Raw genomic sequence first — 14,225 nt, 5'->3', positions numbered from 1 at the left:
TGGTGTTCAGGCGGGAAAGGCAGCGGGGCAAGCCTGGGCTTCCCCCGCTGGCCATCGGCTGTGATTGTGATGAGTTAGAACGTGACGGGGTCGCCGTTCAGCGCTGCGGTGAGCAGGCGGCGGATGTTGTCGCCGGTGATTTCGCGAGGGTTGGCGTAGGGGTTGCGGGTTGCGAGATCGACGGCCGTTTCGACATTCTCTTCGGTCAGCCCGAGTTCGCGCAACGAGGCGGGGGCGCCGAGCTCGAGGCCGAGTTCGCGCAAGTAGGCGGCCGGGTCTGTGGCTCCGGTGGCCCTCCGGAGCGCTTCAACGGCGCCGGCAACCGCGGGGGCGTTGTATGCCAGGGCGTACGGGAGAACGACGGTGTGGGTTTCGGCGTGCGGGAGATTGAAGGTCCCGCCCAGGGTGTGGCAGAGCTTGTGGTGCAGGGACATGGTTGTGGCGCCCAGGGTTGCACCGCATAGCCAGGCGCCGTAGAGCGCGTCGCTGCGGTGTTCGATGTTTTGGGGGTCTTTGACGATGTTCGGCAGGGCGGTGACGAGGGCGCGGACGCCTTCTTCGGCCATCAGGGAGATAATCGGGGACCCGTCGGGGGCGTAGAGGGCCTCGACGGCGTGGGCGATCGCGTTGAATCCGCTGGTGACGGACATGCCGGCCGGTAGCGAGAGGGTCAGTTCCGGGTCGTAGATGACGCTGGTGGGCAGGACCTTTGGGTCCTTGCCGGTTTTCTTTACGCCGTCGGCTGTCAGGCCCCAGACGGGCGTCATTTCAGATCCCGCGTAGGTGGTGGGTAGGGCGATGATCGGGGTGCCGTATTCGAGGGCGATGGCTTTGCCCAGGCCGGTGGTGGAGCCACCTCCGACGGCAATGCAGCCGTCGGCGCCGGCTTCGGTGGCGAAGCGCTGGGCGTCCCGGGCGGTTTCGATGGGGACGTGCATTTCTGCTTTGGCGTAGACGCCGACGCTGAGCTCGCCTAGGGAGTCGGAGATCTCTTGGGCGAGATCTTTCTGGAATTCGGTGGCGAGGACAAGGACCCTTTTGAGGCCGAGTTTGTTTACTTCGTCGGCCAGCTTGGACCGGTAGCCGGCGCCGAAGCTGACGCGCATCGGCAGGGCTTCATAGAAAAACGGGGTGGACATTGTGCTCTCCTAGGATTCGGGGTGCAGGACGATATCGAAGCGGCCGTGCCGGAAGGGGCTTTGGACTCCGTATCGTGCGGCGTCGTCGGGATCAGGATTTTCGGTGAAGTCCTTGACCAGGGATCCCTTGACGGCAAACACGGCATCGGAGTCGATGTAGTCGGATCCGCCGATAAAAATGTGGGTGGTTAGTTCCCTGAAGCCGGGGGCTGTGACGAGGAAGTGGATGTGGGCCGGACGGTAGGGGTGCCGTTCGGTGGCGTCCAGCAGTTCCCCGACGGGCCCGTCGGTGGGGATGGGGTAATACATCGGGACGACGGACCGGAAGTGGAAGCGGCCCTCCGCGTCCGAGTGCAGCAGGGCCCGGCCATTGCCGATGCTCTGGATGCCGGGCTGCTGGACGTCGTAGAAGCCCTTCGTGTCGGCCTGCCAGATGTCGATCTCCGCGTTCGGGACGGGGGTACCGTCGATGGCGAGGATTCTGCCGCTGACGACGCAGCGTGGTCCTTCGCTTTCGGGGGAGACGTCGTCGCCGAGTTTACGGGCCGGGGATTCGACCATGTGGAAGGGGCCGAGGACGGTCGAGTCTGTCGCTTCCGGGGTTTCCTGCCCGTTGATGGTCTCGACGAGCATGGAGACGCCGAGGACGTCGGAGAGAAGGATGAATTCCTGCCGCACGTCGGTGCATGTCTTTCCGGTCCTGGTGAGGAAGTCGATGGCCTGTTCCCACTCCTGGATGGAAGGTGCAATGTCTTGGACGAAGGCGTGCAGGTGTGTGGTCAGGCTGCCCAGGATCTGCTTGAGCCTCTCGTCGGGGGTGGAGGAGAAGCTTTGCAGCACTTCCGAGGTGAGTGCGTCGGCGTCAACGTTCGTTGCCATGTTTCTCGTATTCCTGAATGGGAGTTAGCGGGGGAGGGTGATGCCGGGTATTCCTAGGTCGTAAGTCCAGGAGCGTGCTGATCGTACGGTTGCCTGTCGTCGGCCAGCTACCCGCGAAGTCTGTCGCCGACGTCATTCCTCCGGGGGAACAACCAGGCAGTCGCTGCGCGTATTCTTCGGGCGGTCCGGTCTCCTGCCAGCCTTCGAGGGGCCTTAGCGACGAGTCCCCTTTTGGTTGCAAGGCCGGCACCGGCTGCACCCTGATGCTGGTGCAGCCGGAAGGCCCAGCCCGGCTAGCGTGAAGCCGTAGCCAGCCCCGGTACAGCGACCGCCGGTTCCCCCAGGCGCAGCAGCTTTTCAGCGTTGCGGAAACTGATCTTCTCCCGGTCAGATTCACTGATGGGTGCGTTGTCGAGGAATCTGGCGGCCTCTTCGATCGTCTCGAACGGGTAATCGGTTCCGAAGAGGATGTGTTCAGCGCCGACGGCGAGGATTGCGCAGAGCAGGGGTGCGGGCGAACACACGCCGCTGGTCGTGATGTAGAGGTTGTCCCGAAGGTATTCGGAGGGTTTGCCCTTGGCGAGTTCGATGCCGTGGCGGTTGTGGAAGTCCCATCTGGAGTCCAGCCGCCAGAGGGCGTAGGGGAGTCCTTCGCCCATGTGGCCCAGCAGGAGCTTGGCGTTGGGGAAGTCATCGAAAACTCCGCCGAAAATCAGCCGGAGCGCATGGGTTGAGGTGTCGATGCCCCAGCTCCACATGGGCCCGACGAGTTCCGGGTGACCGTCCAGAACGTGGGCGGTGTCCACACCGTTGGCCGGGTGCAGATACAGCGGCACGTCAAGACCTTCGGCCATCTCCCAGACGACGCGGAGCTTCGGGTCGTCCAGGTACATTCCGTTGGTGTGGGCGTTGACGAGCGCGCCCTTCATGCCGAGTTCGGTGACCGCGCGTTCGAGTTCTTTAGCTGCCGCCTGTGGGTCCTGCAGGGGGAGCGCGGCGAAGCCGGAGAAGCGCATAGGCCGCTCAGCCATGATGCCGCCGAGGAAGTCGTTCACGGTCTTCGTCTTGGCGATGGCTGTTTCTGGATCCGTCTCGGCTTGGACGCCGGGGGAGTTCAGGGACAGGACTTCCATGTCTATCCCGTGCAGGTCCATCTCGGGCAGCCGTTCTTCCGTGATGTCAAGCAGCCGTCTGGAGGCATCCGCCCACGCTTGGGGCTGGGCGATCGAGCTGGTGCTGTTTCCGTACCCGACGAGGTCCGGGGTGACGAAGTGTTCTTCGAGGGCAATCTTCTTCAAAACGATCTCCTTTGGCCGCAAAATCAATTCACTAATATGCATTGACTTCACTAATAATGAATCCTACGCTTGCCTTGTGTCAAGGATCACAGGAGTGGTCCAGTTCAAGACCTGAGGATGACGATGGAAACTTTTGATGTTGCCGTAGTGGGTTACGGCCCAGCCGGCATGGCCACGGCAGCGCTGCTGGGCCAAGCCGGCCACAAGGTTGTGGTGCTGGAAAGGTACGCCGGGCTCTACAACCTGCCACGTGCCGCGATTTTCGACGACGAGACCATGCGGACCTTCGCCCGGCTGGGAATCGCAGAGGCAATGCTGCCCAAAATCAATGCCCAGCGGAACTACGAATGGCGCAACGCCGCCGGCGAGCTGCTCATCGAGCACGAGTTCGCCCTGAAAGGGGCATCGGGGTGGTCGGAGTGGTACATGATGTACCAGCCTGACCTCGAAGAGGAGCTGGACCGTCTTTGCCGATCCATGCCCAATGTCACCGTGCGGTTCAATGCGCCCGTCGAGGGTTATGAAGAATCCCCTGACGGCGTGGACGTGAAGGTCCCGGAGGGCGCCGTGCGGGCATCTTACGTTGTGGCCTGCGACGGCGGAAACGGCTTCACCCGTGGCTGGATGGGCTCGGAGTTGGAAGACTTTGGCTTTTCCGAGCCGTGGCTGGTCTGCGACTTCCGGCTCACCGGTGAAGTTGACGTGCCCCTTGCACGCCAGGTGTGCGATCCGAAGCAGCCGCAATCCATCATTTCGCTCGGACCTGATCACCACCGCTTCAGCTTCATGCTCGACTCTGAAGAGGCATTCCTGACCGAGCGCGACCCGGCACGAGTCTGGGCACGGGTCAAGGACTACCTGTCGCCGGACCAGGCGGAGCTCATCCGTGTAGCCACCTACACCTTCCGGTCCCTGATCGCCCGCCCGTGGCGGCAGGGAAGGATCGTCCTGGCAGGCGATGCGGCCCATCAGATGCCGCCGTTCCTCGGACAGGGAATGTGTTCCGGTATCCGCGACGCCCAGAATTTGGCCTTCAAACTCGATCTTTTGCTCGCAGGCCGGGCCGGGGAGAATATCCTTGACACCTACCAAAGCGAGCGGGAGCCCCATGTGGCGGCCGTCGTGCACAAGGGCATCGAGCTCGGGAAAGTTCAGACCATGCGCGATCCGGAGAAGGCCCGGCAGAGGGACGAGCAATACATCGCAAACCGGCGGAACAACCTGAAGCCCGACAAACTGAAGTTCCCCGGGCTCGGCCCGGGGTTCATCGCACCCACGTCCCATCCGGCCAATGGCCGCCTCTTCATCCAGGACGAAGTCCGCACCGGGACGGCATCCGGACGCTTCGACGAAGTCTTCGGATACGGCTTCCGGCTTCTATGCAGCGCTCAATGGTACCGAGCGACCGAGCCGTCATCCGCCGACATCGCTGGCGATGTCGTCGTCATCGACCCGGACACCGGACTGATCATCGGGTCGTTCACGGACATCAACGGGAGCTACTTGAACTGGTTTGAGAACAACAGTTGTTCCGCAGTTCTTGTCCGTCCCGATTTCTACATTTACGGAGCGGCGGGGACGCTCGACGAGTATGGTTCACTCCGCCGCGAGTACCACAATGCCTGCTCGACAGTGAGCAGCACTACAGCATCAGTAGGAGTGTAGGCCATGTCAACAACTCACACGGCGGTCGGACAACGATACGTCCGGGCCATTACTGAACGATCCCTTCTGGCCATCGCCTTCGTGATCGCCGCGCTCGAAGGCTACGACCTGGCGGTTTACGGCGTGTCCGTTCCTGCCCTGCTGGCCGATGCTTCACTGCACGTAGACAAGGCCTCCGCCGGAGTGTTGGGTTCAGTCGTAGGGGCAGGCATGCTCATCGGAGCCGGACTGGCCGGCGCCATGATGCGCCGGATCGGAGCCCTGCGGCTGATCCTTGCCAGCTGCATCGTTTTCTCCGTCGGCATGGTGATCTCCGCATTGGCACAGAATGTGGCCCTCTTCGGGGCCGGTCGCGCACTTGTCGGCCTCGGGCTCGGCGTCGTCCTGCCCACGTTGCTGGCCTATGTGGCAGATCTGTCCGTCCCGAGCCACCGCAATCGAAATACCGGGATCGTCATGGCCGGCTATGCCGCCGGCGGCCTGGCAGCGCCGCTGTTGGGAGCCGTAATGCTTCCAGGCATCTCTTACCGGTGGCTGTACATCATCGGGGTGATCCCGGTCCTCATCAGCCTGCCGTTCGCATGGAAACTGCTGCCGGTCCCGCCGGTACATCTGCTCCGGACCGGCAAAATTGAGGACGCGCATCGCCTCAGCGAGTCCATGGGGCTGCCCGTGCCGGTACTGACCGTGGCCGGAAAGCGGCACCTCGCCGGCATCGGCCCCCTGTTTTCTTCTGGCGTCGCCGCGGCAACCCTGCTGTTCTGGGTGATGACGTTCTGCGGCCTCCTGCTGGTCTTCGGCATCACTGCCTGGCTGCCAACGATGATGCAGGCCAGCGGCTATTCCCTGGGATCGGCACTGCTTCAAACCGCCGCCATGTGGGTCGGCGTTGGCGTCGGAGTTGTGATCGGCGGCCGGATAGCTGACGCCATAGGAGCCAAGCCGGTGGTCATCGTGGCATTCCTGACCGGCGCTGTCAGCCTGATCGTCATGAGCCTGAACCCCAACGTGATCGTACTTTTCATCTTCATGTTCCTCAGCGGCGTTGGCTTCATCGGCTCCCAGATCCTGGTCAACGGCTTCATCCTGACCCGGTACCCCGACGACATCCGCGGAAGCGGCCTGGCCTGGGCGCTCTCCTTCGGACGCCTGGGCGCCATTGTCGGACCCTCGCTCGGCGCCTGGGTCATGACCTCCGGGCTCTCCCTCGAGTGGAACTTCTACGCTTTCGCCATTCCGGCTGTAGTTGGGGCCGTGGCCTCCATGCTCGTACCTCAAGTGAAGGTGAAGACCTTTACGACACCTGCGCCGACGAACACACCCCTGTCCGGGGTCCCGGCCCGGGAGGCCTAGAACCAGACAGGCCGCTGCTGCCCCGTAAACTGGCTGCACCCCATCACGGCATCAGCCTTTGGGGTGCAGCCAACGGCGCATCGGCTGCGAAATACAAGACAAAAAGGGAAGTGACCTGATTTGAGCGACCTCGACCAGGAACCAGCGACCGAGCGTCAAGGTATACAGTCCGTGGAGCTGGCCATGCGCGTGCTGCAGGCCCTCGAAGCTGGCGGCGGTCCTTTGGCGCTGTCCGAGATTGCCGAGCGCAGCGGCTTCCAGCCGAATAAGGCCCATCGGTATCTGGTCAGCCTGGTCCGCTCCGGATTGGCCTCGCAGTCCCCGAAGACGGGCAGATACGACTTCGGGCCGGCCATGCGGCGGCTAGGCGCCGAATCCCTGCGGCGGACAAATGAAGTTTCAGTGGCCTCGGACTACGCAATGAGGCTGCGGGACGCGTGCGGGCACTCCGTCAACCTCTCCGTTTGGGGAGAAGACGGGCCGGTGGTCGTCCGCTGGGACTACGGCGCCCACGTACTTCCATTCAATGTCCGGGTCGGCGCAAAACTCCCCATGCTGACCTCCTCCGGCGGACTCATCTTTCTCGCCTACCTGCCCGAATCCATGTCCGCCGCTGCCCTGACGGCTGACCGGGCACGCCACAAAGCCGAGGCATACTCGGACACCGACATTGACCGGAGCCGCAGCGAAGTCCTTGCCGCCGGCTACGCGATCACATCAGGAGGGATCATCCCCGGTGTTTCCTCAGTCTCGGCCCCCGTCTTTTCGTCAGTGGACTCGTTGCCCCTCGCCATCACCGTCGTGTTCCCTGCGGAAGAAGTGGACAAAGACGAGATGGACAAGGTCACCTCGGTGCTCCTCGAAACCGCGCGGACGATCTCCAGCGAGTTGGGCGTGTCCGCCGACATTGCATCGTGACAAAACACGAGACCGTGCCGCCCTCGTTGCTTTGCTTGTTGTGAGGGCCGGCTTCCTCGGCCTGACGCTGCTGCCTGTGAATGTCGTGGTCGCCATCGTACTGCTGGGGATCTGTGGGGTTGGATACGCGGCCGCGGCCGTCTTCAACCAGATTGGCATCGCAGCGGGCGCAGCCCTCGGCGAGCCCACCGTCGACACCCTCGGGACCGCTTGGGCACCCCTGACAGGTGCTATCTTTGCCGCCGCATCCGCAGCCATCCTGATCGGTCTCCGCCGCTTCCTGCCGGCACGTCGTCAACGCGATCACCTAACTAGTCGCACCCAGCAGACGAAGAACCACTAACGTTCGTGGCCGAAAAGGAACATCGGGCAACCACCACAGACAGCCGACCAGCCCCACCCGTCCCCGGTTGGCTCTCAGCCATCTGTCGTAGCATCCGCCGTCATTGACAGCGGGCCATGATCATCCTTCAGAAACACCAGCCTCTTCTGAGGCACAGCTTGTCATAATCATTACTATCGGCGGCGGACGCTCCAACAGAGTGCCAGAGTCTGGAAGTCACAGAGTTGCATCCGACCAAACTCCGCACAAAGGCCTTCATTAGCTGCGGAAGTCCGCCCTGGCCGCGTAATCGAGGATCTCGTGGCTAGGCGCGTACCGTGCCGTGAAGGGGCGTTTCACTCTGCGCTTTCAAGGACCTCTAGTGGCGCATTCAGGAATGCCGATTTCGGACCTTCTGTCATGTCGTCGTCTTCCCTGCGATCATGCCCGGTGGATTCCGTTGGCTCCCCAGGCCGTCGTGTTCGTGGTGCTTCGCAGATGCCTGGGGTTGGCTAGGCGGGGGCCAGTGCCCGCACCGAATTTCGTTCCACCGTGGGGCAGTGGATTTTTGCGGGGGCGCTGGCGTGTGCTTCTTCAAGCCCCAGCAGTATCCTCACTCCCGCTGCGCCCAGTTCGTAGTGGGGGAGAGATACCGTGGACAGCGGGGGCCGGAGGTGGGCGGCGATGACTTCCTGGTTGTCGAATCCCACCACTGCGATGTCGTCGGGGATGGAGAGGCCGTGCTCGCGCAGCCCGTCGTATAGTCCCATCGCCATTCGGTCGTTGTAGCAGTACACGGCCGTGACGTTGCGCTTGAGGAGTTCCTCGGTGGCTCCGTACCCGCCTTCCTGGTCTGGATAGGCTTCGAGGACCAGGCCCGCGTCGAATGGGATGCCCTCCGCCTCCAACGCTTCCTTGTAGCCCTGGAGGCGTCCGTCTTTCGCCGGGGCCGGGATGGTGGCGTTGATGAAGGCGATCCGGCGGTGGCCGTGCTTCAGCAGGATCTCCGTGGCTGAACGGCCGCCTTGTATTTCATCCGGGACGACAGCCCGGGCACCGGATTCCGCAGAAAAGCAGTTGACGAGGACGAAGTCCGACTCCCGAAGGGAGGCCGGTATGTCCGTGGCGCGGTGGAACCAGGTCGAGTAAAGGATGCCGCGGACCTTGTATTCGAGCATCATGGCAATCGCGTCCGTCTCCAACTCGCTATTGCCTTCGGTGTTGGCGATCAGGAGGGCGTATCCGTGTTTCCAGGCCTCATCCTGTGCACCGTGGATGATCTGGCCGGCGAACGGGGTCGTGGCGATGGCGTCGGCGACGAGGCCTATGAACCGGGAACTGCCACTGACCAGGGTTTGCGCCATCGCATTGGGCCGGTAGCCCAGATCCCGGATGGCGTCCCGCACCCGCTTGCGGGTCTCGTCGGAAATCCGGGCGGTCTTTTTCTTGTTCACGACCAGGGAGACGGTGGCGGTGGAGACGCCGGCCGCTTCCGCAACTTGCCGGAGGGTGACGGGTTGGGGGCGCCGGGCCTGTCTTACGGCGGCAGTCGCAGCCGATGGCGTGCCCGAACTATTCTCCTGCGAAATCATGTGCCCTCCGTCAGGAGTATATCCGTCGGTTGTTGCAGTCATCCCTTGGTCGCCCCGCTTTCCAGGCCCTGGATCATTGCCTTGTTGAGCACCAGGAAGACCAGCAGCAGCGGGGTGATGGTGACGCAGACGGCGGCGAACGTGGCCGTCCAGTCGGTCTTGCCCATGGCTCCGATGTAGTTCTGCAGGCCCAGCGGGATGGTCTTGAGCTCCTCAGAGAGGACGAAGGTGTTGGCGAAGATGAAGTCGTTCCAGATGAAGATGCTGTTGACCAGCACGACGGTCACGACAGTGTTTACCGACAGGGGCAGGGTGATGAGCCCGAAGATGCGGTATGGGCCAGCGCCGTCCAGCGAGGCCGCCTCGTACGTTTCCCGGGGGATGTAGTCAAAGAACGAGGAGAAAAGGTAGATCGACATCGGAAGGGCGAAGCCCGCCAGGGGGATGATCATCGAGGGATACGTGTCGAGCAGGTTGATTGTCGAGTAGTCGATGAAAAGCGGGACAAGCGCGATCTGAACGGGCACGATGATGCCGATCAGGAACAGGCCGCGGACGACCTTGCTGAGGCGGAAGCCGAGGACCTGGAGTGCATATGCTGCCATCATTCCCAGCAGCACGATCAGCAGGTTGGCGCCCATCGTGACGATGAAACTGTTGACGATGTTCATGCCGAGATTGCCGGTCTCGAACGCGCGGGCGTAGTTATCGAAGGTGATCGCTTTGGGCAGTGCAAACGGGTCGCCGGTCGCGAAGTCCTGTTCGGTGCGCAGGCTGGTGATGAAAAGCCATGCGAGCGGGTAGACCTGCACGATGACGATGAGGGCGATCAGCACCTTTGACAGAGCGCCATGCAGGCTTGGCTTGCGGTTGCGCCGCCTGGGGAGCGGCGGCCTGCTCTCTGATGATGCAGGGGTGGGCCTTGTGATCGGAGCTGCTTGCGCGGTCATGCGTCCGCCTTTCGTTTGAGCATGAGGAGGATGAGTCCGACGGCGATCAGACACTCCACGACGATGAATACCGAGATGGTGCTGGCGTAGCCGAAGTCAGTGCTCGTGAAAGCTGTCTTGTACATATAGGTGGTCAGGAGCTCCGAGGATTGTCCGGGGCCGCCGTTGGTCATCAGATACGGGATATCGAATCCGCGCAGGCCGTAGGTTGTCGCCATGATCGTGGTGGTGATCCAGACGGGCCGGATGTGGGGGAAGCGGATCTTGGTGAACAGTTGCCACCGCGACGCACCGTCGAGGCGGGCGGCTTCCTCGAGTTCCTGTGGAACGGACAGCAGCGCCGCGTAGAGGATGAGCATGTACAGGCCGGTGAAGCGCCACCCTTCCGGTACCGATACTGCGGCTAGGACGGTGTTCACGTCGGAGAGCCATGCGTGTTCGAGGGCGCCGAGGCCGATCCAGTGCAGAACCTGGTTGAGCAGACCCACGGGGTCGATGGAGTAGATCCGCACGAAGAGGAAGGCGATGGCCACGGTGGAGATTACGGCCGGCAGCAGGTAAAGCGTCTTGATGAGTTCCCGGCCCCGGCGCAGCGAGGTGATGAGGCTGGCGACGAGCAGCGCACCGCCGAGCTGCAGGACCAGGCAGATGAACAGGTAGCCAAGTGCATTGAGGAAGGAGCGCCAGAAGACGTCGTCGCCGGTGAACATCCGTATGTAGTTGGCGAGGCCCACGAACTCCATGTCGCTGATGCCGTTCCAGGAGAAGAAGCTCAGGAACAGGGACTGGAGGATGGGGAACAGTACGGCGGCGCCGTAGAGCAGCAGGGGTGGGAGCAGGAATACCAGGACTGAAAGTCGCGACCTGTTGGGGAGCATGGCGGGGCCCTTTCGGGTGGGGGGCCGAAGCCCCCCACCGCTGCGTGTTATTTGAAGAACTTCGGTGCGTTCTGCGCGATGGTGCTGTCCATCGTGCCGGTGAACTGTTCGGGCGTGATGTCGCCCTGGACGAGGAGCACGAGCTCCTGCTTGAGCCGGGCGTCAGTCGTCGGGTCCAGCTGGGTATCCCACGGCATGGCCTGCTGATCCCCGAGGTCGTTGGCAGTCTCGAGGGCTTTCTTGTACAGCGGAGTCGCATTCGCCGGGGTGGCAGTCTGCACGTCGGTCGTCGGTGACAGCGCGCCGGTGGCCGCGTACTCCGCAGGGTACTTCGTCAGTGCGAACTTGAGAAAGTCGCTTACCAGCGGGTCGTAGGTCTTGGTGTTCACGGCCATGCCGATTCCGGACGGCGAGACGTATTCGTTGACAGCGGTGACGGATCCTTGCGTTGTCGGAAGGGTCATGAAATCGATGTTGGCCCGAACATCCGGGTTCAGCTTGTCTGTCGCCAGGCTGGGCAGTTCCCACGTGCCGATGTTGTACATGGCCGCCTTGCCCGAGGTGAACTGGTTTTGGGCGTCGGAGTAGCCCTGCGAGGAGAAGCCATCCTGGAAGCACTTGGCTTTGCCGAGCGCAGCCACCCAGTCAACGGCCTTCTTTCCGGCAGGATCGGAGAACTTCGCCTCGCCCTTCTTCAGCTTCTGGAGAAAGTCCGGGCCCGCCGCCCTGAACGCCTGGTAAGCGACGTACCGCTCCAGTGGCCACTGATCCTGCCCGTCGATGGCGATCGGTGTGATGCCGGAGCTGCGCAGGGCGGTGCACATCGCGGGGATGTCATCGAGCGACTTCGGCACCGAGACGCCGGCCCGTTGCAAGAGGGCCTTGTTGTACCAGATGAACTCCAGTTCGAACTGGAACGGAACCATGTACAGCGACCCGTCGTCGAAGCGCTGGTAGTTCAGCGCGTTGGGGCGGTAATTGTCGTAGACGCCCAGGTCTTTGAGCAGCTTCTCCGCATCTAGCATCTTGCCCTGCTTGGCCAGCTGCTGGGCGAACGGGGTCGCATCCGTGTCGAACAGCTCGGGAAGCTTGTTTGCAGCGGCGAGGGTTTCAAGCTTCTGAATGTAGGAGGGCCTATCGGGGGTGGTGATTAGGTTCAGCGAGAAGCCCGGGTGGTCCTTGGCATAGTCGTCCGCGATTTTCTTCATAATGTTGATTACCGCCCCGTCGGCGGGGCGGGAGAGCAGCCACGAGATTTCCCTCGGTTTGATCTCGCCGGTCGGGCTCACATTGGAGGGGCTGGTGGCCCCACCGCCGCCGCAGGCGGCCAGCGACAGGGCAGCTATGGCCGCTACGGCAGCCGTGCGAAATAGTTTCTGCAAGGGGAACAATCTCCTTCGATTGGAACAGGATATGCGGTGGAGGGGTATTTAGTTGTCGGTGCGCTGACGTATCTCAAGTTCGGTGACGGTGACGGATCCTTCGCCGGCGAAAACGCCCAGCCGGCCGGCGGGCAGGTCGTAGATCCTGGCGCTGAGGGCGACCTGCCGGTCCAGAACGGCCACGCACAGGTCGCCGTCGAGGATGACTTCCAGGGTGTGTTCGCCGGGGGCGAGGTCGCAGGGGCGCTCCAGTTCGATGTTGAACGGAATGTCACCGGAGACGTGCCACTGCGCGTCACCGGTGACTTCCCGCGGCCACCGGTCGAAGACGAGCCTGCCGCGCTTCGGTTCGAGTCGGATGACGTAGGACCGGTCCCCGTCGTCAGTTGACCGCAGCAGCAATCCGCACTCTGTTGTGTCAGGTGCGATCTGCAGAACTGCCCTGGCATAGAACTGCGGGGGCAGGTCCTCACGGGACACGATCGCCGCATACCCGTCCGGAGCGTGCAGGGCGGCAGGAAGCGCGCGGTCAAACGTTACGGGAATATCGTCCCAGAAGCTCTCCACGAGTTCGTCGGCGAAGGAGAACGCCAGGGTGCCATCGGGGTTCTGGTGTCCTTCGAGGACAGACATGGTGCCGGCCCACTGCCAGGGGCCGTCGTCACGGTTGCCTTCCTTGGTGGCGATCCAGCCGAAGAAGAACCTGCGTCCGTCACGCTCCGCGGTCTTTGAGGCATAGAAGGCGCGCCCGTCGATGCTGTCCCGACTCGGTACTGTCCACGGACCGTCGGGGCTCTTGGCCATCCGGTAGCGGGTCGTGAACGACTCGGAGAACTCCGAGTAGACCATGTACCACCAGTCACCCCAGGCGAAGACGTCCGGGCATTCATGGGTGATGTACCGGCGCGGATCCCAGAACGGTTCGGTGTGCTGCCAGGTGATCAGGTCACTGGACACGCACTGGGCGATGACGCCGCGACGGCGTTCCGGTCCGTCGGAGTGCCGTGCCGCCAGCAGCATCCGCCACTGGCCTGCGGCCGCGTCCCGGAAGACGAAAGGATCCCGCCAGTCCCCGGACTCGTAGTTGTCAGGGGCGCCGAAAGTCAGTTCCGGGTGCTTCACCCAGGTCTGCATGCCATCGGTGCTCGTGGCCCGCATGACGAGCTGCAGGGGCGCACCGTCCAGGCCGAGGTTTCGCGGGTTTTGGCCCGTGTAGAACAGGTGATGGATGCCGGTTTCATCGACGACTACGCTACCGGTGTAGGCGTTGAAGTCCAGGTCGGTTTCACTTCCGTGCTGGAGGGAAACGCCCTGGTCCTCAAACTGCGTGAGGTCTTTGGTGGTGACCAGGTTCCACGAGGTTCCTGGTTTCGGATCGGTGCGGACCTCGTGAAGGTAGAAGAGCCAGAACTCCCCGTCCTTCTCGAAGGGGATGAGATCTCCGACCCATCCATCGGTGGGCTGGAAGAATGCTGGGCGAGTCATCGGCGGTGATGTCCTGTCTGCTAAAACGCTTGATCACCCAAAGATACTCATGCGCCCGGGATTGATCAAGCGTTTTACCAAAAAAGGTTGCACCACCGTTGACGGAGCTCTATGCGGAAGCAAGGGACCACTCCATGACTGCGACTACTACCAGGGGCGCCGCGGACCGGGCACAGGGCACGGGTGGCGCCGCCCCCGCTGATGGTGTCGTATCTCCTTTTAGAAAGGCAGTACCGACGACACTGGCGGTCCATGCTCCTGGGAGGCGACAATCCGAAACAGAATCCGTCATATGCGACCTTGCTCAGTCCTTCGCCAGCCCAACTCAGCAAGCGCCCGCCGACGAATGGCCCACTACCGGGCC

The 14,225-nt window shown here is 62.7% G+C and carries 12 protein-coding genes; 4 read left to right on the top strand and 8 right to left on the bottom strand.

What is annotated here, in order from left to right:
- Nucleotides 1-74 precede the first annotated feature (74 nt).
- The 3 genes from AC1DDG_RS08550 to AC1DDG_RS08540 all read right to left on the bottom strand — a co-directional run bounded on the left by AC1DDG_RS08550 (nt 75) and on the right by AC1DDG_RS08540 (nt 3,316).
- A complete protein-coding gene (locus tag AC1DDG_RS08550; RefSeq protein ID WP_476875711.1) occupies nt 75-1,139 on the bottom strand; it encodes a maleylacetate reductase in 1,065 nt (354 codons plus the stop codon).
- A 9-nt stretch (nt 1,140-1,148) separates the two neighbouring features.
- Nucleotides 1,149-2,018: a dioxygenase family protein gene (locus AC1DDG_RS08545; RefSeq protein ID WP_476875710.1), complete on the bottom strand. Its 870-nt coding sequence runs from the start codon at nt 2,016-2,018 to the stop codon at nt 1,149-1,151.
- Between the two features lie 293 nt (nt 2,019-2,311).
- Complete coding sequence (locus AC1DDG_RS08540; protein WP_476875709.1) at nt 2,312-3,316, bottom strand: amidohydrolase family protein; 1,005 nt, start codon at nt 3,314-3,316, stop codon at nt 2,312-2,314.
- A gap of 123 nt (nt 3,317-3,439) precedes the next feature.
- Between AC1DDG_RS08540 and AC1DDG_RS08535 the strand changes: the two genes are divergently transcribed.
- The 4 genes from AC1DDG_RS08535 (at nt 3,440) to AC1DDG_RS08520 (ending at nt 7,595) form a co-directional block, all read left to right on the top strand.
- Nucleotides 3,440-4,981 carry a bifunctional 3-(3-hydroxy-phenyl)propionate/3-hydroxycinnamic acid hydroxylase gene (locus AC1DDG_RS08535; protein WP_476875708.1) on the top strand — a complete coding sequence of 514 codons (1,542 nt, stop codon included), beginning with the start codon at nt 3,440-3,442 and terminating at the stop codon, nt 4,979-4,981.
- 3 nt (nt 4,982-4,984) lie between these two features.
- Nucleotides 4,985-6,334, top strand: coding sequence for an MFS transporter (locus tag AC1DDG_RS08530; protein WP_476875707.1), 1,350 nt, complete (start codon nt 4,985-4,987; stop codon nt 6,332-6,334).
- Nucleotides 6,335-6,505: 171 nt separating this feature from the next.
- Nucleotides 6,506-7,252, top strand: a complete 747-nt coding sequence (locus tag AC1DDG_RS08525; RefSeq protein WP_476875845.1) for an IclR family transcriptional regulator — start codon at nt 6,506-6,508, stop codon at nt 7,250-7,252.
- Nucleotides 7,253-7,328: 76 nt separating this feature from the next.
- The gene (locus tag AC1DDG_RS08520) at nt 7,329-7,595 is read left to right on the top strand and encodes a hypothetical protein (RefSeq protein WP_476875706.1); all 267 of its coding nucleotides are present in this window, start codon (nt 7,329-7,331) and stop codon (nt 7,593-7,595) included.
- 491 nt (nt 7,596-8,086) lie between these two features.
- On the opposite strand, the gene AC1DDG_RS08515 is transcribed toward AC1DDG_RS08520, so the two are convergent.
- The 5 genes from AC1DDG_RS08515 to AC1DDG_RS08495 are packed head-to-tail and all read right to left on the bottom strand — an operon-like array spanning nt 8,087 to nt 13,861.
- A complete protein-coding gene (locus tag AC1DDG_RS08515) occupies nt 8,087-9,166 on the bottom strand; it encodes a LacI family DNA-binding transcriptional regulator (RefSeq protein ID WP_476875705.1) in 1,080 nt (359 codons plus the stop codon).
- A gap of 38 nt (nt 9,167-9,204) precedes the next feature.
- Complete coding sequence (locus AC1DDG_RS08510; RefSeq protein ID WP_476875704.1) at nt 9,205-10,116, bottom strand: carbohydrate ABC transporter permease; 912 nt, start codon at nt 10,114-10,116, stop codon at nt 9,205-9,207.
- Entirely contained in the window at nt 10,113-10,994 is an 882-nt protein-coding gene (locus AC1DDG_RS08505; protein ID WP_476875703.1) for a carbohydrate ABC transporter permease, read from the bottom strand. Before AC1DDG_RS08505 ends, AC1DDG_RS08510 begins: the two co-directional genes overlap by 4 nt.
- Nucleotides 10,995-11,041: 47 nt before the next feature.
- Nucleotides 11,042-12,376 carry an ABC transporter substrate-binding protein gene (locus tag AC1DDG_RS08500; RefSeq protein WP_476875702.1) on the bottom strand — a complete coding sequence of 445 codons (1,335 nt, stop codon included), beginning with the start codon at nt 12,374-12,376 and terminating at the stop codon, nt 11,042-11,044.
- A 48-nt stretch (nt 12,377-12,424) separates the two neighbouring features.
- Nucleotides 12,425-13,861 (bottom strand): glycoside hydrolase, encoded by a 1,437-nt coding sequence (locus AC1DDG_RS08495; protein WP_476875701.1) that lies wholly within the window; start codon nt 13,859-13,861, stop codon nt 12,425-12,427.
- Between the last annotated feature and the right edge of the window lie 364 nt (nt 13,862-14,225).

It is taken from the genome of Arthrobacter sp. 10L430, assembly GCF_056395245.1.
The sequence above is the reverse complement of the archived record's forward strand: the minus strand, read 5'-3'. Positions and strand labels throughout refer to the sequence as shown.

Coding starts and splice junctions, on each gene's coding strand:
- AC1DDG_RS08545 (WP_476875710.1), bottom strand. CDS start 2,018: ATGGCAACGAACGTTGACGCCGACGCACTCACCTCGGAAGTGCTGCAA.
- AC1DDG_RS08515 (WP_476875705.1), bottom strand. CDS start 9,166: ATGATTTCGCAGGAGAATAGTTCGGGCACGCCATCGGCTGCGACTGCC.
- AC1DDG_RS08495 (WP_476875701.1), bottom strand. CDS start 13,861: ATGACTCGCCCAGCATTCTTCCAGCCCACCGATGGATGGGTCGGAGAT.
- AC1DDG_RS08530 (WP_476875707.1), top strand. CDS start 4,985: ATGTCAACAACTCACACGGCGGTCGGACAACGATACGTCCGGGCCATT.
- AC1DDG_RS08550 (WP_476875711.1), bottom strand. CDS start 1,139: ATGTCCACCCCGTTTTTCTATGAAGCCCTGCCGATGCGCGTCAGCTTC.
- AC1DDG_RS08505 (WP_476875703.1), bottom strand. CDS start 10,994: ATGCTCCCCAACAGGTCGCGACTTTCAGTCCTGGTATTCCTGCTCCCA.
- AC1DDG_RS08510 (WP_476875704.1), bottom strand. CDS start 10,116: ATGACCGCGCAAGCAGCTCCGATCACAAGGCCCACCCCTGCATCATCA.
- AC1DDG_RS08535 (WP_476875708.1), top strand. CDS start 3,440: ATGGAAACTTTTGATGTTGCCGTAGTGGGTTACGGCCCAGCCGGCATG.